The sequence below is a fragment of the Sulfurimonas hydrogeniphila genome (genome assembly GCF_009068765.1).
GTDB classification, from domain to species: domain Bacteria; phylum Campylobacterota; class Campylobacteria; order Campylobacterales; family Sulfurimonadaceae; genus Sulfurimonas; species Sulfurimonas hydrogeniphila.
The window spans coordinates 446321-470917 of record NZ_CP035534.1 but is presented as its reverse complement, the minus strand read 5'-3'; the positions used below and the strand labels follow the sequence as shown (position 1 = coordinate 470917).

Here is a 24597-nt window from a genome sequence, read left to right as displayed (position 1 = left end):
AATATAACTAAATTAGGTTTATAAGTCCAATTTAGATACAATAAAACAAAAAAAGGTTCTCAGATGCAGTTGGATGAACTTAGAGAGTATCAGCGAAAACTTTTTGAAAATAACAACTTCACATACAAAAGATATTTTCATAAAACTATAAATCTTGATAAAAAGCTTGTCGGTATTGTAGGGGCTAGAGGGGTTGGGAAGACTACGTACCTCTTGCAGTACCTCAAAGAGCTTGATTTGCCATTTTCTAAAAAACTCTACATCAGTGCAGATATCATAACCATTCCATCCCTGTTTGAAGTAGCCAACTCTTTTAGTAAAGAGGAAGGTGAAGTGCTCATCATCGATGAGATACACAAATATAAAAACTTTGAGATAGAGTTAAAAAAGATTTATGACTTGTTAAATCTCAAAGTTATCTTTAGTGGAAGCAGTGCATTAAGTATAAATAATGCAAAAGCAGACCTTAGCAGACGGGCAAGACTTTACAGTGTGTATGGTTTAAGTTTTAGAGAGTTTATAGAGCTAGAAAAAGGCATCGAACTCCCCGCGTTTGCACTTGAAGATATTTTGACAAATCATATAGATATAGCGTACAAACTTTTACAAAAATTCAATCTCACACTACTTTTTAGAGAGTATATCAAAAGTGGCTACTATCCCTTTTACTTTGAAGATAAAGAGGATTATCTCATCAGACTCAATGAGACAATAAATACCGTTATAGAAGTGGACATCCCTTCCATTTTTCCTATAGACTACAGCAGTGTACAAAATCTAAAAAAATTAGTACGACTCCTCTGTGAATCACACCCATACACTCCAAACATCAAAGAGCTTTTAGCAAAAATGGATATGAAAGACAACTACAAAGGGCTTTACAGGTTTATAGAGTATCTCAGTCGTGCAAAAATATTTACCACTTTAAAACCTGCATCAAAAGGGGATAACATCTTTGTCAAACCAGATAAAATCTACCTAAACAATACAAACTTACATTATGCCTACTGCAGCCATAACAACACAGGCACACTCAGAGAGGTTTTTGTCGCAAGTATGTTGAGCCAAGCTCACACCATCCAAGCAGCAAAAAAAGGTGATTTGCTTGTAGATGAAAAATACACTTTGGAAGTGGGTGGTAAAAACAAAAAATACAAACAGATAAAGGATATACCAAACTCTTTTATCGTAGCCGATGATATAGAAGTGGGTAGTGGAAACAGAGTGCCCATATGGTTGTTTGGGTTTTTATACTAAGATGCTCTTTAATCTATAAAAGATAATTTATAGACAAAATAAGTCTAACATTTTTCATATTATTTCTAAAACAATACGATGTACTTTTAATTTTTTAGCAATTTCACTTTTAGAAAAATCTACCTCTTTATAAGCTTATATTTGGTATCGTTCTTCTATGGTTAAATGTTTATAACTCATCTTTACTTCTCCTATATTCTGTGGTTAGAATTTGAAGTAAGATTTTAACATTTAACCTCTTCAAATCTAAGTTTACAACTTTTTATTTTCAAATTCTAAAAAAATTGCACTTCAGATTTAAATTTTGGAATGAAGCTCTTTTTAATGTTACCGAAGGAGAGTACAGAACACATTATATACGATACTCTCAAAATAATTAAAAATTGACAAAATATGACCATCTAAAATTCTATACTACCACAAAATAAAAAAAGGAAGAAAACTATATTTAACAAAGTCATATTAGTTAGATACTTAAATAATAGTCATCAACACAGACTCCTAGTTCATTCAAATGCCAAACATAAGCTCCAAATCGGTAAGAATATAACGGATGGTAAAGGTGCCGGTATGAATCCTGAAGTTGGAAGAGCTTCAGCCTTAGAGAGTTATGAAGATATAAAAGAAATGCTTAAAAAAATAGTATAATCACATCTATCATAAAAAAACTGATCTAATATAGCACAGAAGAATAGTTTTACATTAAAATTTATTCATTAGAGGAGAGGAAAGTGATACAAATATCAACAGAAGAGTTACTAGAGAGTTTAAAACTTGGGTATATTGAATATAAAGAGTGCTTAGCAATTGGATCTGACAACGTTGATTTAGCGCATATAAAAGGGTATTGTACAACATTAGAGCAGATATTAATTGCTTATGGCAATATCTCCAAAGAGACAATATTGGAGATAAGAAAACCAATTATAGGTGATGTCTCTTTAAGAAGGAAAAAAAGAAATGCAAAAGATATAGATTATGATGTTCCAACTATCCTTAGAAAGCAGTTGAATTATAAATAAAATGAAAACATTAAAAAAGAACTTTCTGTTATAAATAGCGAAGATACTGGGATAACAACTGGGTTCAATGAACTGGATAACAGGATTAATAAATTTAGAAATAAAGAGCTAAATGTAATTGCTGCAAGGGTTGGTTTTGGAAAAACATCATTCATTCTAAGTAGTGTATTAGAAAATATACAGCAGAACAACAATGTACTCTATTTTTCATTAGATCTCACAAAGATTCAATTGTTAAAAAAAATAATTAGTATGACAACTAATATTCCATTAAATAATTTAAAAAATGCCACAGATTTTTTAATCAAAGAGATAGAAAAATTTGGAGCTAGTATCAATAATTTGTATATAGATGATTCAAAATACATCACATTTGATTATATTAAAAAAATTTCTAAAAAAATGGTAGAAAAGAACAATATTAAGATGATTGTAATAGATTATTTTCAACTTATTGAAAATCATAATAATTCAAATCTTGCAAGAGAATTTAAAAAATTGGCAATTGAATTAGACTTACCCATAATATTGCTGTCACAGTTAGATAAAAGTATAGAGAATAGAATAAATAAAAGACCATACATCAGAGATATTCAAAATAATTATATTGAAATGGAAGCAAATACAATTATAATGATATATATTCCCCAGTTTTATGAAGAAGATATAGCACTTACTAAAGAGGAAAACGCATTGTTGCAAGGCAAAGAGCCAAATAATTGTTATATCCAAAAACGGGAGCCAGATGTTACTATTTCAATTATTAAAAATATATATGGAACTTCAACTTTAAATTTTGTATTTCAATTTGAGACTGGAAAATTTTTCTCTTTTGAGTTTGATGATAAAATAATGATACATGATAAAGAGATAATGTCTCTATTACAAAAAATGAATGCAACTTTTTGTTATTCATCTGGATTATCAAAAGAAATTATAAAAGATATATCGATTTTATATGTTGATAAAAAAGATATAGAAAATATTCCTGAAGATGTGTTTTCTCTTGTAAATCTAAAAGAATTAATATTAAAAAACAATACTGTTAGAACTATATCTCCAAATATATACAAACTAAAAAAATTAGCTATATTGTCTTTGGCTAACAACCATCTTGAATCATTACCTGCAGATATAGATCGATTGCATAATTTAAGAGAGTTGGATATTAGTAACAATCCTACACTCAAGGTTATTCCTGAAAACTTTTCTAAACTATCTCTCAGATATCTAAGTATAGATGGAAATTTGTTAAATAAAGACATTACAATTATAGAAAATATATATACACTTCAAGAAGTTGTTATCCATGGTGGATTATTATCAGAAGAAGTATTTAAATTTTTAGCAAAACTTGTGCATCTTAGAAAAATTGAATTTATCTCTATAGAAAATAATACTATTGCTAGATCTATAGGTAATCTTACAATAAAAAGCTGTGAAAGAAATTTGGAAAATATTACCTATGAAATGATGACTTAATATAGTTTTGATTTGAATATGCAACTGTTAGAAGAAGATAAGAAGTTAACATTTCCATAAAATATAATTTTAGACAAAATATGACCAACCTTGTAATGTATAATTACATTAAGCAAAACATATTACCTTATCTTTTGATTTGGTAGATCTCTGTTTAATCAGAGATATAAATAGATAAAATTAATGCTTAGGCATTTAGATATAATAAGCTTAATATTTATTATTAGGTATAAAATAGAAAACTTTATATGTTTTGCTTGCTAAATGGAGATTAAATGAAATTTAAAAAGTATTTAAAAAGCAAAGCACTTCACAAGATTTTTGAAAAAAAAATAAAGAACAGTGAAATAACAGGAACAGATGGAATCTCTACAAAAAAATTTAGTAATATTATAGATGATGAAATAAATATCATAAAAAGAAAAATTAAAAATCATACATATAAATTTTCTCCCTACAAAGAACAACTCATACTAAAAGGTCAAGATTCAAATCCTAGAATAATATCTATACCAACTAACAGAGACAGATTGACTCTTGCTGCCTTGCAAAAATTTTTAAAAGATGAAATTAAAGATAGCATATCTGATGATAATGTAAACACAAAAGTTTCAAAGATTATAAAAACTTTAAAACTACAGCAGTATGATAGTTTTATAAAAGTAGATATTGAAAACTTTTTCCCAAATATTGACCATGCGATTTTGGTTGAAAAAATGGAAAAGGCATTCCCCAAGGTTTGTCCATCTCTAATATTTTATCTCAAATATATTTAAGCGATTTAGATAAAAAGTTTTCTACCAAAAGCAACTTAAAATATTTTAGATATGTTGATGATATTTTAATATTTTGCAATAAAGATGATATAGAAGAAATAATCTCTGAAATATCTGAACAAATGAAGTTGTTGAAACTAACTATGCATGAGATAAAAACTCACAGTAACAAATCAACTGTCGGCTCACTTAAAGAAGATAAATTTCAATACCTGGGATTTGAGTTTTTTAAAGATAAAATATCTGTAAGAGAAAGCTCAGTAGATAGACTCAGGGAAAGAATTGTTGGGGTATTTTACAAAAATATAAAAAATGATGATGCCACACTTTATAGAGAATTAAATCTAAAAATATCAGGCTGTGTTTACAAAAATAAACAATATGGCTGGATATATTTTTTCAGACAAATAGACAATCTTACTTTACTCTACTCATTAGATGATTTTACAAAAAAACTCTTTAAAAGATTTCACAGAGAGTATGATGAGAAAAAAATCAAGAAGTTTACTAAAACATACTATTTTCTAAAAAGTTACAACGTAGAAAAATTAGATTCAAAAAGCTACATTCCAAACTTTACAAAAACAAAAGGTGATGAATTTGAAGATCCAGACCAAGAAAGTCGTGTAAAAATATCAAAGATAAGACTTAATACAGAAGGACTATTATCGCTTAATGTTGATAAAAAGATAAAAAAAGTGATAATAGATTTAAAAAATGATGTAGAATTTTATTGAAATACGAGTATATAAAAAATCTATCAAGATATGGTGCTTTTAGTTACAATAGAGTACAACCTTAAAAAGTTTATAAAGTGTTAAATAACTAACTATTGTATAATATTTTAAACTTTATTTAAACTATTTTTATAATAAAAAGATATAATATATTATGCAATGGAAAAAACAAAAAATCACTTTAAATAAAGTTATTGTGAAAATATTATGATTTTTACAAAATTATCTATTATTATAAATGCAAAACCTCCATATTTTATAGGTTCACAACTTCGTGGTGCATTTGGGTATGCTCTTAAAAAAGTTGTTTGTATAAATCCTTCTTTTACATGTGATGGCTGCTTTGCAAAAGATAGTTGTCTCTACTATGACTTTTACGAGAAAAAGAACTCTTTTCATTCATATAGATTTGATTTTGAGTTAGGTTTGAATTATTATGATTTCAATCTTTATCTTTTTGAAGATGCAGTTTCTAAACTACCTTATGTAATTTCGGCTTTTATTAAACTTTTGGGTGAAGTTGGACTTGGTCGAGACAGATTAAAATTTAGCAATTTTGATATATTTGTAAATAATACTCTCATAAACAAAAATGGCACAATCCAACTTCCACAAAACTACACAAAAACCTTTACAATAGAAAATTATTACCAAGATGTTTTAATCAAATTCATCACACCTTTAAGGATTAAAAAGAACAATAGATTTTTAAGAGATGATAACATAGAGTTAAAAGATATAATCAATTCAATCTATCAAAGGCAGATGAAACTCTTGGGAAAAGATTATAGAAAATTTCCTTACAAGATGAAGGGTAAAATAGTAAAAAAAGAGTTAAACTATAAACAACTAACCAGAAGAAGCAACCGACAAAAAACTACTATGAACCTTGATGGCTTAATAGGTGAGATAGCCATAGAAGGCTTAACAAAAGAAGAGTACAATATCTTAAGAATTGGCGAACTTGTAGGTGTTGGAAAAAGTACAGTCTTTGGGCTTGGCAAGATTGAAATTAAGGAGAGTAAGTGAGTATATATAAAAAATATTTTGATGAAAATTTTGACAATATAGTTAAAAATGAAACTAAAAAAATATCACATCTTTTAGATTATGATATGTTTATAATTTGTGGGGATTTTTATGGTATTCAAAAGTTTATATTCGAAAGATTAAGTGCTAAAAATGCAAGTAAAGTTTTAAGAGCAAAATCTGCTTTTATTCAAGTTTTTACAAAGTATATTGCAAAATATATATGCCATAAATTAGGCATAGACGAGGACTATATTTTAATTTCAAATGCTGGTAAGTTTGAAATAATTTCACCCATAAGAGATGAAGCTATATTGCAAAATATTCAAAAAAAGATAAATAACTACTTCATAGCTAATTTTTATGGGCTTAGTGGTATGAATATTTGTAGTGTTACATGTAGTAAAGATGATTTTAATGATAAAAAAAGATATAAAGCACTTAGAACAAAAATAGCAAATGAAGTTGAGATGCAAAAATTTAGTAAATTCTCACTCATCTCAAGAGATGAATTTGTGCTAAATTATGATAACAATATAGACAATCACAACTTATGTTCTATTTGTAACATACGAAAAAAGATTACAGATAATTGTAAAATTTGTGATGAATTTATAAAGATTGGAAGAATTTTAACTCTAAAAGAGCAAACAAACTATAAAGTAGATTATCTAAAAGATTTTTCTACAACCATACTCATAGATAAAAAATTAAAATCTTATATTTTAAAAGATGGTAAAAACCCAGCTACTTTTGAGACTTTGGCTAAAAATAGTTGTAGTGAGCTTGAGAGTGGAGTAAGATCTTTAGCTATACTAAAAGCTGATGTTGATAGCATGGGTAATTTTCTACAAAATAGTGATGTAACAGATAGCTTTGAAAATTTTGATACTTTTTCAAAAACCCTAGATAACTTTTTCTCTTTATATGTTCCAAAACTTATGAGAGAAAACTATAAAAATACATATACAGTTTTTGCAGGTGGAGATGACCTGTTTTTAGTTGGAAGTTGGGACGAGGTTTTAAAATTAGCAAGAAAAATTCATAAAGATTTTGAAAAATTCATAAAAGGTAAGCTTAGTATATCTTTTGGTATATCTTTAGCAAAACCATCTACCCCTATTAGTTATTTAGCAAACCATACAGAGGAGCTTTTAGAGAGTGCAAAAGAGATAGATGAAGATAAAAATGCAATCTCACTATTTGGTGAAACAGTTAAGTGGGATAGCTACTTAAAAGTGTATGATAAATTGCAAAATAGTTTTAGAGAGTTTGAAAAAGTTGTAAATAACACTTCGTTTTTATATAGACTTTTAGAGCTTTGTGATATGAGTAAAAATATACAAAAAAATATCAAAAATACTATGTGGAAATCAAAACTAAACTATACATTTATGAGAAATGTAGGTAAAGAGCATTTAGAGTTGTTAAAAGTTTTAGATGAGATGATAGAGAAAAATCCAAAGGAGAGCAAGATGTTTTTAAATGAATTTATTTATAAAAGGAGAGAAGTATGAGCAATATAATTTTAGATTATAAAAAAGATGTTGAACTGTTTAATGAAACTGCAAAAAAATGGGCAAACGATATTGGCACAGGAAGAGGTGGAGTGCAAAACACTCAAATAAGAAAATTTTATGATCAAGTTTTAGATTTAAAACAAAAGTCAAAAGATTTAAGTGAAGATGAGTTTAAAACAGATTTACTACCATTTGTAAAGATGTTAAACTCAAAAGTAGCCTATGCAAGTACAAGAAAAAGTGCAGGTGGAAACTTAGTAAATAAAGCATTTGTAGATATGATGGAGAGCTGTATAAAACAGGTAAATTCAAAAGATAAACTAGATGTTTTTAAATTATTTTTTGAAGCAGTTGTAGGATTTCACAAAAGTTTAGAAGGGAGAAAATAAGATGAAAATAGTAAATATAAAAGGTCAAATCGAACTACTTAGCGGTCTTCACATAGGTGGAGGAGATGATACTATGAAAATAGGTGGAATTGATAATGGTGTTATAAAAGATATAAATACAGATAAACCATATATTCCAGGAAGTAGTTTAAAAGGTAAGATGAGAAGCCTTTTAGAGTGGCATATAGGAGTTGTAGGAATTGGTGACGGCAATCCATTTAGTTCTAAACTTTTAAATGATAGTATCTTTAATGATGATGCCAAAAAAAATTATGCTCAGAATCTACTTAAACTTTTTGGAGACAAGGAGTGTGCTTTTGGTATAACTCGCATAAGTGTGGGAGATTGTTCACTCTCTCAAGAAACAGTAGATAAAGAGTTAAAACTTAGTGAAGCAAAGTATGAAAATGTTATAGATAGACAAACAGGAACTGCATCTAACCCAAGACAAACAGAAAGGGTGCCTGCAGGGGTGAAGTTTGATTTTGATATAAGAGTAAAAGTGCTAGATGATGATAATGGAGATGAGCTCGTATCTATGGTAAAACAGGGGCTTGATTTGGTAGCAAATGATTATCTTGGTGGTAGTGGAAGTCGTGGTTATGGTAGAGTAAAATTTCATATAGAGAATTAGTTATGATACTTTATAAAACTACCATAACTCCAACATCAAATTTTGCTACAACTCTAAAAGGTGATACTCTATTTGGTCAGATCTGCTGGGCCATAAGGTATCAATTTAGTGAAGATAGATTAAATAAACTATTAAATAACTATGAAACAAATCCTTTTTTAATTGTATCTGATGGTTTTGCAAGTGGATACTTACCAAAACCAAATATGCCAAGCTTACTTTTAGAAGAAGATGGCAATTTAAAAAAACAAAATCGTAAGAAAATCTGGCTTACTTTAGATGAGTTACAAAATGGGAACTATAAAAAAGCAAAAACAGATATACAGGTCGATAATAAAGACCAAACTCAAAGTAGTGTTAAAACTGCTATAAATTACAGAACCAACACAACGGGCAATGGATTTGACCCATACTCTATTACTGAAGCGTATTTCTCTAAAAAAGATATATACTTTTTAATTGATGATAATTTTTCATTAGATGAGTTAGAAACTTCTTTAAATACTGTTTCTCAAATGGGTTATGGCAAAAAAGCTACTATTGGAAAAGGAAGATTTACTATAGGTGAGTTTGAAGAGATAAAACTAAACACTACTTCAAAAACATTTATGACATTATCACCATCTGTTTTAAATGGCATAAATGCAAAAAATGTTTATTATGAGCCATTTACTAGGTTTGGAAAACATGGAGCAGAATTATCAAACACAAATCCATTTAAAAAGCCAATTATTTTAGCAGATACTAAGGCAGTTATAAACTTTAAAGATAAAACAAACTTAGAGTTTGTAGGCAAAGCTATAAAAGGTATATCTACCCACAACAATACTGTTCATCAGGGATATAGCATGGTTATACCTATAAAGGAGATTTTGTGAAGACTTACTACTTAAAACTAACAGCTCTAACACCATTACATGTAGGAACAGGTGAAGTTTATGAACCTACAAATTTCATCATAGATGATGGCTATTTGTATGAGTTTGATGAGATGTTGTTTATGCAAAGTTTAGATTTAATAACAAAAAATTCATTTTTATCAAAGCTTGATGATTATTTGCAAATAATAGATTTTTATAAGAAAGATGAGATTAAATCAAAAGTAAAAGAGATAGCATTTTCAAAAGTAAAAGTATCTAAAAAAGTAGAGGCAAAATTTAAAACTATAAGAAACAAAGATGGCAGTAAAAATAAAAACCTTTTTGAAATACAAAAAACCTTTAAAAATGTAAATATTCATACTCCAATTATACCAGGTAGTAGCATAAAAGGTATGCTAGATACTGTTTTTAAAATATATCCGGATAGAAGTGGTAGAGTTGAAAATAGTGTAAGACAAAAGTTAATTATTTCAGATACAATTTCACTAAATGCAAATGTAAAAATAGGATATAGTTACAGAAAACACAAAAATCCAAACAAAGAAGCAAGAAGTGATATACCTCAAATTGTAGAGGTTGTAGATAATGACTCTAGTTTTATATTTAGTATAAAAACAATTTATGAATTTAATACAATCATAGAAAAATTTAAAAAATATTTCAATCAAAACAGTAGAGAAAACAGCTACTTTAAAACTACAAACAGTAGTTTTGTAGCAAGAGTTGGAAAATTTAGCGGTAAAGCTTTTATGGTAGATGACGGGCATAATATTCTAAATACTTATGATAAACCAATTGCCACACATACACTTTTTGAAGATAATTCACCTTTTGGTTGGGTAAATATTGAACTAATTAGTGAAAATGAGTATAAAAATTCATTAGCAACTATTGAGCAAAATGAGAAAAAATATTTCGATGAACTATCTCATAAACAATATAATATAAAACAAATTCTAAAACAAAAAAAAGAGGAACTAAAAGCCAAAGAAGAAGCAAAGCAAAAAGAGTTAGAAGAGGAACAAAAAAGGCTAAATGAGGAAGCTATAAGAATAGAAGAAGAGTTAAATAGCATGACACCTTTTGAAAGATTTATAGTTGAGCTAAAAGAAAACTATCCAGACAAAAATGCAAGTGAGTCTGTTGTTGTATTTCAAGCTATTGAAAATGAACAAATAGATGAGTTTAAGCAAGAAGCTTTAAAGTTTGTGAAATCAAAGATGATAGAAGAAAAAGTTTGGGACAAACCTAAGAAAAAATCAGCTTATAAAAGAACTTTAAAAATTATGGAGATGTTAAGCTTATAAATTAGACATTTTATAATCACTAATTGCCTTTATGGTTATTTTGGTTTTTGTATTAAAAAAATTCAGGAGATGAAAAAATGGCAAAAATTTTAATTAGTTCGTTAGGTACAGGAAGAAAAGAGGAAGGTTCTTACAAAAAAGCAAAATATAGATTAGACGACAAAGTTTATGAAACATCTTTTATAGCTAAAGCAATAGATGAACATATAAATTTAGACAAGATATTTTTAATAGGTACTAAAAAATCTATTTGGGATGAAGCATATATTGTTTTTGATGGTGATAACAGTGAAATTCATGAAGAGTTATACGATAAAAAAGAATTAGGAGAAACAACTTTAGAACTTCTAAAAGAGATCGAAAAAGGTACTGATTTTAAGATCAAACCATTTTTAATTGATTATGGATTAAATGAAAATGAAATATGGAGTAATTTTGAAAAATTCATTGAAATTTCAAAATTTATTGAAGATGGAGATGAAATTTATTTAGACATAACACACTCTTTTCGTTCTTTATCTTTAATGTCTTACGTTATGACACAATTTGCCTCATCTGTATCAGATAAAAACTTTACTGTTAAAGCAGTATATTATGGAATGTACGAGTATAGCTATGAAAATAAAGATGGTATTACACCTATAGTAGATATTAAAATATTATTAGAATTGCAAGATTGGATAAAAGCTATAGAAGCTATTAAAAGATATGGAGACTTTAATGCTTTAATAGAACTTCTTGAACAAGATAACTCTTTAGAAAAACAAGTAAAAAATACTTTTGTAAATTTGAATAATACAATAAATATCGCAAATATGTCGGCTATGCAACAATTCATTCAAACAGCACATAAAAAATTAAATAGTATTGAAACTTCTTCAAATAAAATTGTAAAACTTTTAGCACCTGAGATAATTAAAATTATAGATGAATTAAATTACGATAAAAAATCAGATTTTCAGTTTGCATTAGCAAAATGGTTTTTTAAAAATCATAATTATGCACTTAGTTATATGGCTTTGTTTGAAGCTGTTGTAACAAAAACTTGTGAATTAAAAGAACCAAATTTAGATAGTTCTGATAAAGATGTAAGAGATAAAATAAAAGGAAGGGTAGATTACCCTTACAATATAGAATTTTTAGAAAATAAAGATAATAAAAATGAAAATTTAGATAGTTTATCTTCTATACGGCATAGTATTGTGCATCAACTAGATAATAGAAAAGATAAGGTCAATCAAGATATTAAAAAGCTTTCATATTTTATTGATTTATTTGAAAAGTATTTTGATAAATAGCTAGTCACTTTATGTCTAAAACTTTCTTTATACTTCCACAAAAAGGAACTAGACATATGAAAAAATATATATCTACTCATAATGGTATATTTCATTCAGATGAGATAACAGCCATAGCATTACTAGAGCTTTTTAGTGATGATGAGATAGTAGTAAAGAGAGTAGAACACAATACTAAAGATTTTAGTGAGTTTGATATGGTTATAGATATTGGACAAAAGTTTGATGGTGTGAAGTTTTTTGATCATCATCAATATAGTGGTGGCAAAAGTAGTGCTGGACTTATTTGGGACTATTTAGAAGTTGCAAAAGAGTATCCTAAAATCTCGAAACTTATAAAGTTGGTAGATGCTAACGATACAGGTGTAAAAAAAGCAGAGCCTTTTGAATACTCTAGTCTTATTAGATGTTTTAATAGTGATGATATAAACTCACCAAAACAAGATGAAGCATTTAGAGATGCAGTTTTGTTTGCTAAGAGGATTTTAAAATCTTTAAAAGATGCACAAGATGAGATATATGAAGCAAAAGAGATAGTAGCAAACTCATATCTATTTAACGCTAATAGCTCTTCTATCTTGGAGTTAGAAAAGTTTACTAAACATTGGTCAAGTTATATAAATGGTGATAAAACTCCACATATAAAAGCAGTAGTTTGGCAAGATGAAGCAGATGGAAGTTACAAGATAAAAATTTCACCAAAAAAAGTTGGTTCATTTGAGTTAAATGCTAGAAGACTACCACAAGATGAGAGTATGGAGTTTGTACATAGTGCTGGTTTTTTTGCAGTTGCAAAAGATAGAGAAACAATGAGTAAATATTTAAAAGGAAAGATATAAACATGGCACAAATATCAACATTTGAAAAATATATATTTTTATTAGAAGAGTTTGAAAGACGACAGAACAAAACACTTGATGCGTATGATGAAGTGCTACTCTATGAATTAAACCTAAGTCCTAAACAACTTGGAAGATTGTTAGATGAGTTAAAACAACATTTTGATAATATAGAAAAATTTAAAAATGGTAAAAAAAATATTTATAAACTTATAAAACCCATAGACATCTTTACAGAAGCATTTAAAAACTCGAATGAGATTGGTTGGCTTTTACAAATGGCTCATGAGGGTGATCCCGAAATATTTAAAGATTTAGAAAAACTTACAAAAAAAGACAAACATCTATATATGTTTAAAAATACCCCTTTTGAAGATATAAGCAACTTAGAATCAAAACAAAGCTTTTCAAGACTAAAAAGAATCATAGAAGCAAGAGAGTATGCAAAGCTTACCTTTATGTATGATGAAACAGTGTATGACAACCTCAAGTGTTTAAAACTTGTTTTTATGGACAACAACTGGTATGTTGCCTATGCAGATAGTGAAGATAAACTTAGATTTGGTCGTATAAGTTTTATAAAAAGGGTTGATTTTGGGTCAAGAGTAGGACATTTCCAGCCATCATCAGTGCAAAAACATTTAAACTTTTTAGAAAATGAAGTGCAAAACTCTATGACACTGTACGGTGTAGAGAAAAAAGTAGCCACACTAAAAGCCTTAACACCCATAGCAAAATACTTCAAAAAAGATATGAAAAAGTTTCTAACATCTCAAACATTTTTAGAGGAGTTGGCAGATGGTAGCATACTCTTTAGTGTTACATATACACAAGAGTTAGAGATTCTCCCGTTTGTTCAAAAATGGCTGCCTGACTTGATCATACTTGAACCACAAGAGTTAAAAGAGGCTTATGAAAAAAAACTTCAAAATGGAATAAAAAATTTATCTAATAAATAAAACAATCTTTTCAACTAGACAATTAATGTCTATTTAAAATTCTATACTTCTTCTATCAAAATAAAGGATAGAAGATGAACAAAATGCTAACAAAAGAACTTTTAAAAAGATTTCAAATTGGTTCACTTAAACATATGACACATATAAATAATCTTGATTCTATTTTTAAATATGGACTCCTCTCACATAACAATCCTTACAAAAAAAGAGACATCAGTAATAGAGTAGTTAATAATAGAAGAGATAAATATGATGCAATTTTTTATCATAATGTTCATGATTATGTTCCATTTTACTTTAATCCTCGCAATGCTATGATGTGGAAAAACAAAAATGAAGACATAGTTGTGCTTGCTTTTAGCAATAAACTTTTAAATTTTGGGAAAACTATCATTACAGATAGAAATGCTGCGACAAATGGTGTAAGATTTTTTTATGATGTAAACGATTTGCAACAAATAAATTGGAATTTAGTATGGAGTAAGCGTTGGAATCATTTACCAGAAATTGTAAAACAGACAATGATGGCTGAAGTGTTAGTCTATAATAAAGTGGATATACAACATCTTTTAGGTATTTATGTAAAAAATCATACACAAAAAAATTATATTATGCAACGATATGCTTTAAAAGAATCTCAGATTATGATAAAACCAAAGATGTTTTTTAACTACAAAGGAGTCTAAAATGGTCATAGAAAAAAGAGGAAATATTTTTACAACACAAGCACAAACAATCGTAAATACAGTAAACTGCGTAGGTATTATGGGAGCTGGGATAGCTTATGAGTTTAGACTGCGACACCATGATATGTTCACTAAATATCAAACGCTTTGTGACAATAAACAAATAACAATAGGCAAACTCTGGATATACAAAAGCAAAGAGAAAAATATACTCAATTTTCCAACAAAAAAAGATTGGAAATTTCCGTCTAAAGAGGAGTATCTTACCAAAGGTTTAGAAAAGTTTGTAGCAACTTATAAACAAAAAGGAATTACATCCATAGCTTTTCCGCTACTTGGAGCCGACAAAGGTGGTTTAAAACCTGAAAAATCCCTTGAAATTATGACAAAATATTTAAGTCAATGCGACATTGATGTGGAAATATGGCACTTTGATCCAACAGCAGAAGATGATTTGTATAATAATTTTAAGAATATATTTTTATCATTAGAAGAAGATGTTATAAAAAAAGAATCAAAAATAAGAGCAGATATACTCAAAAAGATAAAAAATGCACTACAAATTCCAGAGATAAATTCACTAAGTGGACTGCTAAGAGTCAAAGGGGTTGGAGATAGATCTTTAGAAAAATTATTTATATATATAGATAATTACAAAAAAGAAAAAACACTTTTTGACTTTTAAGATGCAAAATTTTCTCATAATATATGATATATTTGACAAAAAACGATTACCAAAAATTAAAAAAATTGCATACTCATATGCACTTGGTGGTCAGAAATCAGCCTTGGAAGCACCACTAGATAAATCTCTAATGACTTCACTCATAAAAGAGCTAGAGGATATTTTAGAAGATGAAGACAAGGTAAACATAGTAAAAGTTGCAAATAAAACCATACTGCTTGGTAAAGCAAAACAGGTAGCATTTGAAAAAAATGGAGTCATCATACTATGAAAATAGCCATAATAGATAAAAAAGACATAACACTTCAAATCCAAAACAATGCTATAAAATTTGAAGAACAAACCATCCCTTTTAGATTTATGGATATACTCATACTCAATCATCGAGCAACACTCCATACAAAAGATATACTAAAATTAACGAAAGAAAATATATCTATACTCATAATCTCATACAATAATGATAGCTTCAGTCTCACAAGCAGTGCAAATACAAAAAACGGTGATATAAAATTAGCTCAATATAATTCACTTGATAAAAAAATAGAGCTTGCAAGATATTTTATAACACAAAAACTTATTTCCCATAAAGAGCAACTAGAAGTAAATGGTGTGAAGAATGTAGATATAACATTTCAGTTAGAACAGTTAAAAAATGCAACTCAAATAGATGCGATAATGGGTATTGAAGGTTCATTTGCAAGGTTATATTTTCAAGAATTTTTTAACATATTACCTCGTGAATATCATAAAGGCAAACGAAGTAAAAAACCACCACAAGACCCTGTAAATGCTTTGATGTCATATTGGTATTCACTCTACTACAACATTATTACAGTAAAACTGCTCAGTTATGGTTTTGAGCCTGCTATGGGGTATTTGCACACTCCATTTCGTTCACACAATGCTCTATCTTCAGATATATTGGAACTTTTTCGTTCAGCAATAAATCAAGCTGTTCTATCTGTTTTTAAACATAATACCTTAACACTGGAAGATTTTACAAAAAAGGGTGGAGTTTATCTAAAATATGAGGGTAGAAAAAAAGTTTGGAGCGAGTTTGTTGAACTTGTAGATACTCTTAAACCAAAATTAGATAATGAAATAGCCAATTTAAAAAAGATGATAAATGAAACAAATAATTGTAATTAAAAACTCGAAAACAAAGTTACATGTAAAGCAAAACTATATGATAGTGGATGATAATGTCATAGCATATAGATACATAAAAAGTTTATATATCAATAAACTGTTAAATATCTCTATATCTGAATGTTTAAAACTTTCATCTATTTTCAAGGTATTTTTCATCGATAGATATGGCAATCTTTTAGGAGAGGTGAAACTATATGAAGAAATTTAATGCTCTTGTCTGTTATGATATAGCAGATTCCAAAAGATTAGCAAAAGTTGCAAAAGTTTTAGAAAAAGTTTCAATTCGCATACAAAAGTCCATTTTTTATCTTATGGATACAACAACAAACGAGATTAAAGAGATTGCTAAAATTTTAGAAGAAATTATAGATGAAGAGTATGATGATGTAAGAATATACAAAGTTGATAAAAGCTCATCTTTGAATCTAAAAAGTGCTATAAACCTTAAACAGCCAAATATAATAAAGAATGATTTATGAATATATATGAACAAATTGATACTATATTTAGTGGTGAATCTGAAGAAATTCCAAAATGGGCAGAACAAATTTTAATAGAATTAAAAGAGATAAAAAGTATGCTAAAAGAGCAAAAAACTGTATATAAACAACAAATACATAAAAGTAGCAATAAAGAATTTTATGATTTTATAGATAGATTTAGAAAAAAAATGAAAGCAGATGTTGTGAACAAAATTTATCCTACTTTTGAATATAATGGCAAAAATATAGGTATTGACTTTAAAGGCTTATTATATGATAAAAAAGATTTGAAATTGCTTTCAAGAAGTGAAGCCTATATGGTATACAAATATGCTTACAATATGGAAAAAAACAACAAACATTCAGCATAATTTGGATATAATAAATACTCGCAAAACATAGTTTTTTGAAATATTATTGTTATTTTTTATAAAAGTTTTTTTTAAGAAATAAAAGCCCTGTTTATTGGGGCTTTGATAGATTACAACATTGACCCGATTTTAAGGGGATTGAAACAATTAACGGCTAGTCATATATGCACGAACTTCACTCAAATTACAACATTGACCCGATTTTAAGGGGATTGAAACAGTATAGCTCAAATTCTACTGCAGAGCGTTTCAAGCGATTACAACATTGACCCGATTTTAAGGGGATTGAAACTACCTTTAGTACCTTTAGCTAAGTATGCATTCCAATTACAACATTGACCCGATTTTAAGGGGATTGAAACGTGATACTATGAACAGTAGCAGTATATATAAGAGTAATTACAACATTGACCCGATTTTAAGGGGATTGAAACTTAATAGACTTGCTATAACTATCGTATAAGTCATAGATTACAACATTGACCCGATTTTAAGGGGATTGAAACTATTTTATTTATTATTCTATTCTATTCTATTCTATTATTACAACATTGACCCGATTTTAAGGGGATTGAAACACCCTGTAATAGATGTTACTAGTTGTGTAATCTCTATTACAACATTGACCCGATTTTAAGGGGATTGAAACTCAGAACCATTTGTAGGCATTTCACCCGCTACTTTTATTACAACATTGACCCGATTTTAAGGGGATTGAAACCAGTAGCCGTATGAGCGCTACTACCGCACTTTACTATTACAACATTGACCCGATTTTAAGGGGATTGAAACTCTACTAATCTATACTTTCAAGCAGATGCTCCAATTACAACATTGACCCGATTTTAAGGGGATTGAAACTGTTTAATTATTGTCATCTTCTTTCTCCGTATACAGATTACAACATTGACCCGATTTTAAGGGGATTGAAACTTGATAACCTTGATATGGTGTAGTATTTCTACTAATTACAACATTGACCCGATTTTAAGGGGATTGAAACCCGTTGCTTTTAGCTACTGAATATGTTTTACCATCATTACAACATTGACCCGATTTTAAGGGGATTGAAACCCGTTGCTTTTAGCTACTGAATATGTTTTACCATCATTACAACATTGACCCGATTTCAAGGGGATTGAAACCTGACTGAATAGTAGCTAGCTAGGAAATCTGATTCAGAAATTTATAAAAAATTAGCATAATCACATCAAATATGATATGATTATAAAAACTAATCACCTCAAGGGTAGATAATGAAAAAATGGATTTGGCAACAAGATGGGTATCCTCACTTTAGTTATGACTTTGAAAAACTAAATCCGTTAGCAGAGCAAATATCTCAAAAACTGGGCTACTTGAGTGCTATGAGTGAGCTTGTGTCAAAAGAGAGTATCGTGCAAAATCAGATGGAAGCCCTGGAAAATGAAGCGATAAACACAAGTGCCATAGAGGGGGAGATATTAAACAGAAGCAGTGTAAAATCTTCTGTAAATAAAAAATTTGGTTTTCATCATAAACAAACCGATCCATCTACCCAAAACCTTATAGATCTCATAGTAGATACACACACAAACTATGACAAACCTTTAACATTACAACGGCTTTTTGCATGGCATAATGGACTCTTTGTAAATAGTGCGAGCGGGATATACCCTATAAATGTAGCTTCTTTTAGAGGGGATGAGACTATGCAGATAGTATCAGGTTTTGCAGGACATGAGACGATATACTACGAAGCACCACCGAGGGAGAGACTAGAAGATGAAATGTATGCTTTTTTACAATGGTTTAATGAAACAAAACCTAGCATCATAAAAGCAGCCATAGCACATCTGTGGTTTGTAATAATCCATCCCTTTGATGATGGAAACGGCAGGATAGCAAGAGCATTGAGCGATATGGTTTTATCGAATGTTGAAAAATCAAATTCGCTAAAACTGTACTCCATCTCAACAGCTATAAATGACGATAGAAAAAGATACTACAATGCACTCGAACACACAACAGGCTATGTAGTAAAAAGCGATAAACATCTTGATGTCACATACTGGTGTGAGTGGTTTTTAAAAACTATTTTAAATGCACTTGATGATGCACAGTCAAAACTCAAGCACATCACCCAAAAAACAGCCTTTTGGGATAAACACAAAAATGACAAACTCAATGCAAGACAGATAAAAGTTTTGAATTTTATACTCGACATAGGTGTAGATAATTTCAAAGGTTATCTAAGCACCAAAAAGTACACAAAAATAGCAGATACAACAACACCAACAGCCTCAAGAGATATAGCAGAATTGGTACGGCTAAGTTGCATAAGACAGGTAGAAAACAGTGCTGGACGGAATGTTCGGTATGTTATTGTTGTATAGTTTTGATTGCTTAGCATAAAAAGCTATGATTTAAGCACCCGTATTTTACATTAAGCCGTTATTGTCGATTCTACTTTGTTGTATGAGGCTCGATTTAATTTCATCTTTAGTTTTATACAGATTCGCTATTGCGGTGTAAGCTTTTTTATCTACTCCAATTGCGCTAAAACCATTAGAATAAGTATTTTTTCTTCTAATAGTTGGAAAACGATTCCATAAATTATTGCGAGTAAGGTATTTGTTCATGTTTACAATAGTATGAATACCTTCTTGTTTCATTAACTGAACATATTCATATACTTCAGCATGAAATTTTTCTTCACTGTTAACATATTCTACATATGATGATTTACAATCCAAATAATCATTCTCCCAAAGTTCGTTTTTGGTTTCACAGTTGTAATAAATCATGTCATCCTCCTGATATTTGTAAAAGTATAAAGTATTAAATAGACATATATTGTCTATATTTAGACTTTTTATCATTATATGAAGCTCTGTCTTTTGGAATGATTGTGACAATACGACCTTCAATGCAGATAGCTCTATACTGCTCAAAACAAGGTAGCACGAAACTTGTGGCACTTCCTATTGGAACAACATCTTTAAGTAGCTTTACAAGATATCTCATTGCAAAATCAATATCAATATAACTGAATCGCTCTTTATTCATAACTCTTTCTAAAAATCTTTGTCCTGCATGTACTGTGACTTTCATTTTCATCCTTTGTGTGTTGTGTTAAGAGAATGATATAGAATTCTATGGACATATAATGACTATAAAATAATTATCAACATTACCGAAAAAGCAATAGAAGCAATATAGAATGCACTCATTTGTATAAGTTTATTTTTTAGTATTTGAGTTTCCATAAGTAGATATTCTTTGTATTTTGTTTGTTCAATATCTGCTCTGTAAATATCTTGTAAATTTAATTTTCTTAGCAGATGGTTTTCTGCTAATAATGCTATATAATTATTCAAATGTAAAAAATTAGACAATTTAAATCCTCATGTTGATTTATATTGACAAGTATAATTGAATGTATGGACATATAATGTTTATAAGAAATAAAAATAAGTTTACTATCCATTTAATTGTATTTTATTTGAAATAGTTAGTTTGATTTTAGTACATGTTAGATAGAATAGAATATATTTTATTTGGAGTTGTTGATGCGATTTAGTTTTTCGAACCCTTTTGTTTTTATTGGAACAATAATTTTTTTAATACTTTCTTTTGTGGTTATTTATACATATATTGACAATGTGCCTGTGCAACATGAAGTTACTTCTAAATCCAAATTTCAAGAGAATAGCTATGATGGTGATAATCAGGAATTAAGCGTTTATGATTTTCCAGATATTAATGTTAAGCTACAACCAGAAACGTCTTCTTTTTTTTCTGAAAAAAATAATTACTTGGTGCTGTTTTTAATCATATACTCCATTGCGCTCTCTATGTTGTTTACATACAGAGAAAGAAGTCGAGCAATAGATGAAAAACTAAATGAAAAAATTCAAATTGAAAAAGCGCAAAAGCAGCAATCAAAGATAAACATATATAATAATATTGAAAATGAACTGATAAAATATAAAGAGATTTTATCTCCAGAGCTTACCCTCGAGCATCTAGATGAGAAAATTGATAAAGATATAAGTTATATACTATTTAGTTCTCGCGCAGTGTTAGAAAAAGTTTTACTATCTATCTGTTTGAATAATAACATACAAGAAGAGACCTTGGGTGAAATGATGTATGTTTTATATAGAAAGAAATTTTTAAATCCACAGACAAACGGTTATGCACATACTATAAAAGCTTTTGGAAATCGTGCAGCACATCCGAGTATAAAAAAACCAATTAAATTCAATTCAAAAGATGCACTGCTAGTTCTTAGTATATTGGTTACTTTGCTAAATGAATTACATTCACAAAAATTCTTACAAGGATTTGAATCATGAAAATTGTCTATCTGCTTTTACTAATGTCAAGCTATATGTATGCAAATGTGCAAATTACCGCGTATTCATTATTTCAAAGCAATAAAATAAGAATTGAAAACAAAGACATTTTATTTGAAAAAAATATGATTCAGTTTCAACTTCTTTCAAATCGCGATCAAAAAGTTAACATCTTATCTTATACACACAACAAACCGAAATTATTGAAAGTAGCTAAACTTGTTAAAGATACGCCACTATACTTTCCTGCAAAAGATGAATATATGGAAATTGATAACCAAAAAGGTGTTCTAAATTTTCAATTTAAAACAAAATCTCAAACACAAAAATTTTCTTTTGTTACCAATCCAGATACTGTATCAATCGATCATAACAGCTCAAAAGTACCTATAATACCTTATTTTACAAAAAGAATTTATATAGATGAAAGTAAAGTTATTTCTAATAACAGGGGATATAAAGAGGTTAACATTATCATTCCAAAATTGGAGTCATCAACAGTTGTCGTTTCTTCTGATGGTCATATTGGAACTGGTGTAATTATTAATCATGGAAATAATATTCTAACAAATTATCATGTAGTAGCACCTGACCAAAAAAATATTTATATTGCTTTAAAACCTGAAATAGGCGATAATCCAGCAAAAAACAATTATTATAAAGCAAAAGTATTAAAAGTGGAGATGATAAGAGATTTGGCACTATTGGAAATGCCAAAAAGTGTACAAAAAAATTATAAGTTTAGTTTTTTAAAATTTGGAAATATAAAAGAGATAAAAAAAGGGATAGATATTTATACAATGGGACATCCTCACAAATATTTCTTTGCTTTTGAATATGGAATGCTTAATAAAATCATTAAAAATTATATGTGGATAACTTATAAAGTCGATTATGCCTTGCACTACTCTATGACTTCCAATCGAGGAAATTCAGGAGGACCAATTATAAATGATAAGTTGGAATTATTAGGAATTGTTGCCGGTTCTGACCTAAGTGGGCAAAATTTGAACTTCGGAATATCGATTGCCGATATAAAACATTTTTTAAAAGCTAAAGAGAGTGTTGTTATTAAAAGAAAACCGTTATCTACTTACACTAAGTATATAATACAAAAAGGGCTTTATAAAAATGCCCGTTTTGCGAAGATTGATAGAAATGGAAATGGTAAGCCTGATGCTATGATGAAAGATGTAAATGGTGATGGGAAATGGGATATAATAGCGTATGATACCGATGAAGATGGTTCATATGAGAGGATAACTAGTTATTAAAAAAGTTGTAGAGGATGAGAAAAATGCAATATTATGTGAAGTTAAAAGATCATAATCGATTAAATTTGTATATGAAAGAGACTATACAAAAACTTGAACTTCAAACATATGAAGAAAGATTCTGTATTGAAAATGAAATTGTTGAAGTATATAAGGTTGGCACAATAAAGGAGTGTAAAAAATTCATAGAAAATATTGAGGACAGAGAGTTACAAAAAGAGTTTGAGGTTATCAAAATAGATGAAAAACAGCTTTAAAGTAACATGGGATGATGTTTTAAATATTGAAAATAGAATTATTGAAGTAGATAATAAAGAAGAAGGGTTTGTAACTTGTAAAGAGAATACTATAACATTTCAAGAAATCAATTTTTATGATATTGAATTCTTATCTTTATATGATGATAAAATATTTTTGCAATATTATATTTCAGATGATCAAAAAAATTTAAAAAAAGAAGTTAATATCCTTAAAATCAATGAAAAAAATATGATTTACAAAATATTAAAAAATTAGAATTTAAAAATTGTGAATTTCACAATATGTATATACAAGAAGATTTTTCAAAACATCTTTGTTTAAACAATTGTTATATTAAAGGGGTTTTTAATTATTCAAACAATAAGAGCATAAAGAGTAAAAATCTATTGTTAGAATTTTCGACCTTTGAGAATCAAGTAATATTGCAAAAAAAATCTTTCAATGAACTTTTATTACAAAGCTCTATATTTTTAAGTTTTGTAAATTTTACAGACGTGAAAATAAAAGAACCTTTGGATTTAACAAGTATATCATTTAAAGAGTTTGCCAATTTCTTAGGCATACAATGTAGTGTTAAGAATAGAGAAACTGCAAGAATTATAAAAAATTCTTTTGAACAGCAAAAAAATATAATAGAGGCAAATAAGTTTTATGTTTTAGAAATGCAAAAGATGGAAGAAAAATTAAAATTCAATGAAAATCCATTAGATTGGATAGTTTTTAAAATTCATAAAATTTCATCCAATCATTCACAAGATTGGATGCTTGTTTTATTCTGGATACTAAGTTTAACATTTCTTTATTCAGGTTTTAAGCAAAAATACTACAGTGGTTGCAGTGGTGGTAATCAGTTAATGTTGTATAGCCTTTTAAGTATTTCTTCAATAATTGTATTTATTGAATCAATAGTATTAATGGAGTCAAAAAAAATCAATAAATTCATTGTCTTTTTAATATTCAATATTATCAATTATGCTTGTTATGGTATTGTAACAAATGATTATCAACTCCTTTGTGTAAGTAAAATATTTTATCAATTTTCACAAATATCAGAAAATTCACATTTTCCACTTTCAGTATTGATATATAAAGTATCTATTGCTTACTTGATATATCAACTTATTGTCTCTATAAGACAAAATACAAGAAGAAAATAAAATGCATAGACAAAATTTGACTATAATTTATTTTATAATTAAATCAAAAATGACAG

General features: G+C 28.4%; 30 protein-coding genes and 1 CRISPR repeat array. Of the genes, 27 read left to right on the top strand and 3 right to left on the bottom strand.

All coding sequences use genetic code 11. The annotated features are described in order from the left end of the window. The first annotated feature begins 63 nt into the window (after window positions 1–63). The 22 genes from ETP70_RS02475 (at window position 64) to ETP70_RS02365 (ending at window position 19884) form a co-directional block, all read left to right on the top strand. A complete protein-coding gene (locus tag ETP70_RS02475) occupies window positions 64–1257 on the top strand; it encodes an ATP-binding protein (protein WP_151899691.1) in 1194 nt (397 codons plus the stop codon). 731 nt (window positions 1258–1988) lie between these two features. After that, complete coding sequence (locus ETP70_RS02465) at window positions 1989–2279, top strand: hypothetical protein (RefSeq protein ID WP_151899690.1); 291 nt, start codon at window positions 1989–1991, stop codon at window positions 2277–2279. A gap of 9 nt (window positions 2280–2288) precedes the next feature. After that, window positions 2289–3761 carry a DnaB-like helicase C-terminal domain-containing protein gene (locus tag ETP70_RS02460; protein ID WP_347400467.1) on the top strand — a complete coding sequence of 491 codons (1473 nt, stop codon included), beginning with the start codon at window positions 2289–2291 and terminating at the stop codon, window positions 3759–3761. A 275-nt stretch (window positions 3762–4036) separates the two neighbouring features. Next, window positions 4037–4537, top strand: coding sequence for a reverse transcriptase family protein (locus ETP70_RS12865; protein ID WP_151899688.1), 501 nt, complete (start codon window positions 4037–4039; stop codon window positions 4535–4537). Continuing rightward, on the top strand, window positions 4501–5274 hold the full coding sequence (locus ETP70_RS12860) for a reverse transcriptase domain-containing protein (protein ID WP_188110031.1): 774 nt from the start codon (window positions 4501–4503) through the stop codon (window positions 5272–5274). The genes ETP70_RS12865 and ETP70_RS12860 overlap by 37 nt, the downstream gene beginning before the upstream one ends. Before the next feature lie 207 nt (window positions 5275–5481). Beyond that, window positions 5482–6303, top strand: a complete 822-nt coding sequence (gene cas6, locus ETP70_RS02445; protein WP_151899686.1) for a CRISPR system precrRNA processing endoribonuclease RAMP protein Cas6 — start codon at window positions 5482–5484, stop codon at window positions 6301–6303. Continuing rightward, on the top strand, window positions 6300–7820 hold the full coding sequence (cas10, locus tag ETP70_RS02440) for a type III-A CRISPR-associated protein Cas10/Csm1 (RefSeq protein ID WP_151899685.1): 1521 nt from the start codon (window positions 6300–6302) through the stop codon (window positions 7818–7820). Before cas6 ends, cas10 begins: the two co-directional genes overlap by 4 nt. Then, window positions 7817–8212, top strand: coding sequence for a type III-A CRISPR-associated protein Csm2 (csm2, locus tag ETP70_RS02435; RefSeq protein WP_151899684.1), 396 nt, complete (start codon window positions 7817–7819; stop codon window positions 8210–8212). The genes cas10 and csm2 overlap by 4 nt, the downstream gene beginning before the upstream one ends. A 1-nt stretch (window position 8213) precedes the next feature. Then, entirely contained in the window at window positions 8214–8846 is a 633-nt protein-coding gene (csm3, locus tag ETP70_RS02430; RefSeq protein WP_151899683.1) for a type III-A CRISPR-associated RAMP protein Csm3, read from the top strand. A gap of 2 nt (window positions 8847–8848) precedes the next feature. Beyond that, window positions 8849–9724: a type III-A CRISPR-associated RAMP protein Csm4 gene (csm4, locus tag ETP70_RS02425; RefSeq protein WP_151899682.1), complete on the top strand. Its 876-nt coding sequence runs from the start codon at window positions 8849–8851 to the stop codon at window positions 9722–9724. Continuing rightward, a complete protein-coding gene (locus ETP70_RS02420; RefSeq protein WP_151899681.1) occupies window positions 9721–11034 on the top strand; it encodes an RAMP superfamily CRISPR-associated protein in 1314 nt (437 codons plus the stop codon). Before csm4 ends, ETP70_RS02420 begins: the two co-directional genes overlap by 4 nt. 77 nt (window positions 11035–11111) lie before the next feature. Next, complete coding sequence (gene csx2, locus ETP70_RS02415; RefSeq protein WP_151899680.1) at window positions 11112–12332, top strand: TIGR02221 family CRISPR-associated protein; 1221 nt, start codon at window positions 11112–11114, stop codon at window positions 12330–12332. A 56-nt stretch (window positions 12333–12388) separates the two neighbouring features. Next, a complete protein-coding gene (locus ETP70_RS02410; protein ID WP_188110030.1) occupies window positions 12389–13171 on the top strand; it encodes an MYG1 family protein in 783 nt (260 codons plus the stop codon). A gap of 2 nt (window positions 13172–13173) precedes the next feature. Next, a complete protein-coding gene (locus ETP70_RS02405; protein WP_151899678.1) occupies window positions 13174–14130 on the top strand; it encodes a WYL domain-containing protein in 957 nt (318 codons plus the stop codon). A gap of 74 nt (window positions 14131–14204) precedes the next feature. After that, window positions 14205–14816, top strand: coding sequence for a DUF4433 domain-containing protein (locus tag ETP70_RS02400; protein ID WP_151899677.1), 612 nt, complete (start codon window positions 14205–14207; stop codon window positions 14814–14816). Window position 14817: 1 nt separating this feature from the next. Further along, window positions 14818–15501, top strand: a complete 684-nt coding sequence (locus ETP70_RS02395; protein ID WP_151899676.1) for a macro domain-containing protein — start codon at window positions 14818–14820, stop codon at window positions 15499–15501. A 1-nt stretch (window position 15502) separates the two neighbouring features. Further along, entirely contained in the window at window positions 15503–15772 is a 270-nt protein-coding gene (cas2, locus tag ETP70_RS02390) for a CRISPR-associated endonuclease Cas2 (protein WP_151899675.1), read from the top strand. Further along, a complete protein-coding gene (gene cas1 / locus ETP70_RS02385) occupies window positions 15769–16653 on the top strand; it encodes a CRISPR-associated endonuclease Cas1 (protein WP_151899674.1) in 885 nt (294 codons plus the stop codon). The genes cas2 (ETP70_RS02390) and cas1 overlap by 4 nt, the downstream gene beginning before the upstream one ends. Next, window positions 16631–16864 carry a hypothetical protein gene (locus tag ETP70_RS02380; protein WP_151899673.1) on the top strand — a complete coding sequence of 78 codons (234 nt, stop codon included), beginning with the start codon at window positions 16631–16633 and terminating at the stop codon, window positions 16862–16864. The genes cas1 and ETP70_RS02380 overlap by 23 nt, the downstream gene beginning before the upstream one ends. Beyond that, window positions 16851–17135, top strand: coding sequence for a CRISPR-associated endonuclease Cas2 (gene cas2, locus ETP70_RS02375; protein ID WP_151899672.1), 285 nt, complete (start codon window positions 16851–16853; stop codon window positions 17133–17135). Before ETP70_RS02380 ends, cas2 (ETP70_RS02375) begins: the two co-directional genes overlap by 14 nt. Further along, window positions 17132–17509 carry a hypothetical protein gene (locus ETP70_RS02370; RefSeq protein WP_151899671.1) on the top strand — a complete coding sequence of 126 codons (378 nt, stop codon included), beginning with the start codon at window positions 17132–17134 and terminating at the stop codon, window positions 17507–17509. The genes cas2 (ETP70_RS02375) and ETP70_RS02370 overlap by 4 nt, the downstream gene beginning before the upstream one ends. A 109-nt stretch (window positions 17510–17618) precedes the next feature. Next, window positions 17619–18654: a CRISPR direct-repeat array (repeat unit 36 nt; unit sequence ATTACAACATTGACCCGATTTTAAGGGGATTGAAAC). Between the two features lie 111 nt (window positions 18655–18765). Next, a complete protein-coding gene (locus ETP70_RS02365) occupies window positions 18766–19884 on the top strand; it encodes a Fic family protein (RefSeq protein ID WP_151899670.1) in 1119 nt (372 codons plus the stop codon). A 45-nt stretch (window positions 19885–19929) separates the two neighbouring features. On the opposite strand, the gene ETP70_RS02360 is transcribed toward ETP70_RS02365, so the two are convergent. The 3 genes from ETP70_RS02360 to ETP70_RS02350 are packed head-to-tail and all read right to left on the bottom strand — an operon-like array spanning window position 19930 to window position 20886. Further along, a complete protein-coding gene (locus tag ETP70_RS02360) occupies window positions 19930–20295 on the bottom strand; it encodes a hypothetical protein (RefSeq protein WP_151899669.1) in 366 nt (121 codons plus the stop codon). Window positions 20296–20329: 34 nt separating this feature from the next. Continuing rightward, the gene (locus ETP70_RS02355) at window positions 20330–20602 is read right to left on the bottom strand and encodes a hypothetical protein (protein WP_151899668.1); all 273 of its coding nucleotides are present in this window, start codon (window positions 20600–20602) and stop codon (window positions 20330–20332) included. 59 nt (window positions 20603–20661) lie between these two features. Then, window positions 20662–20886: a hypothetical protein gene (locus ETP70_RS02350; protein WP_151899667.1), complete on the bottom strand. Its 225-nt coding sequence runs from the start codon at window positions 20884–20886 to the stop codon at window positions 20662–20664. Between the two features lie 273 nt (window positions 20887–21159). On the opposite strand from ETP70_RS02350, the gene ETP70_RS02345 reads away from it, so the two are divergent. From ETP70_RS02345 to ETP70_RS02325, 5 genes are read left to right on the top strand one after another with little or no spacing between them, the layout of a single operon-like run. Further along, window positions 21160–21849 (top strand): DUF4145 domain-containing protein, encoded by a 690-nt coding sequence (locus tag ETP70_RS02345; protein WP_188110029.1) that lies wholly within the window; start codon window positions 21160–21162, stop codon window positions 21847–21849. Beyond that, window positions 21846–23123 carry a S1 family peptidase gene (locus ETP70_RS02340; protein WP_151899665.1) on the top strand — a complete coding sequence of 426 codons (1278 nt, stop codon included), beginning with the start codon at window positions 21846–21848 and terminating at the stop codon, window positions 23121–23123. Before ETP70_RS02345 ends, ETP70_RS02340 begins: the two co-directional genes overlap by 4 nt. Before the next feature lie 23 nt (window positions 23124–23146). Then, window positions 23147–23380, top strand: coding sequence for a hypothetical protein (locus ETP70_RS02335; RefSeq protein ID WP_151899664.1), 234 nt, complete (start codon window positions 23147–23149; stop codon window positions 23378–23380). After that, a complete protein-coding gene (locus ETP70_RS02330) occupies window positions 23364–23639 on the top strand; it encodes a hypothetical protein (protein WP_151899663.1) in 276 nt (91 codons plus the stop codon). The genes ETP70_RS02335 and ETP70_RS02330 overlap by 17 nt, the downstream gene beginning before the upstream one ends. A gap of 26 nt (window positions 23640–23665) precedes the next feature. Continuing rightward, window positions 23666–24541 (top strand): hypothetical protein, encoded by an 876-nt coding sequence (locus tag ETP70_RS02325; RefSeq protein WP_151899662.1) that lies wholly within the window; start codon window positions 23666–23668, stop codon window positions 24539–24541. Window positions 24542–24597 lie beyond the last annotated feature (56 nt).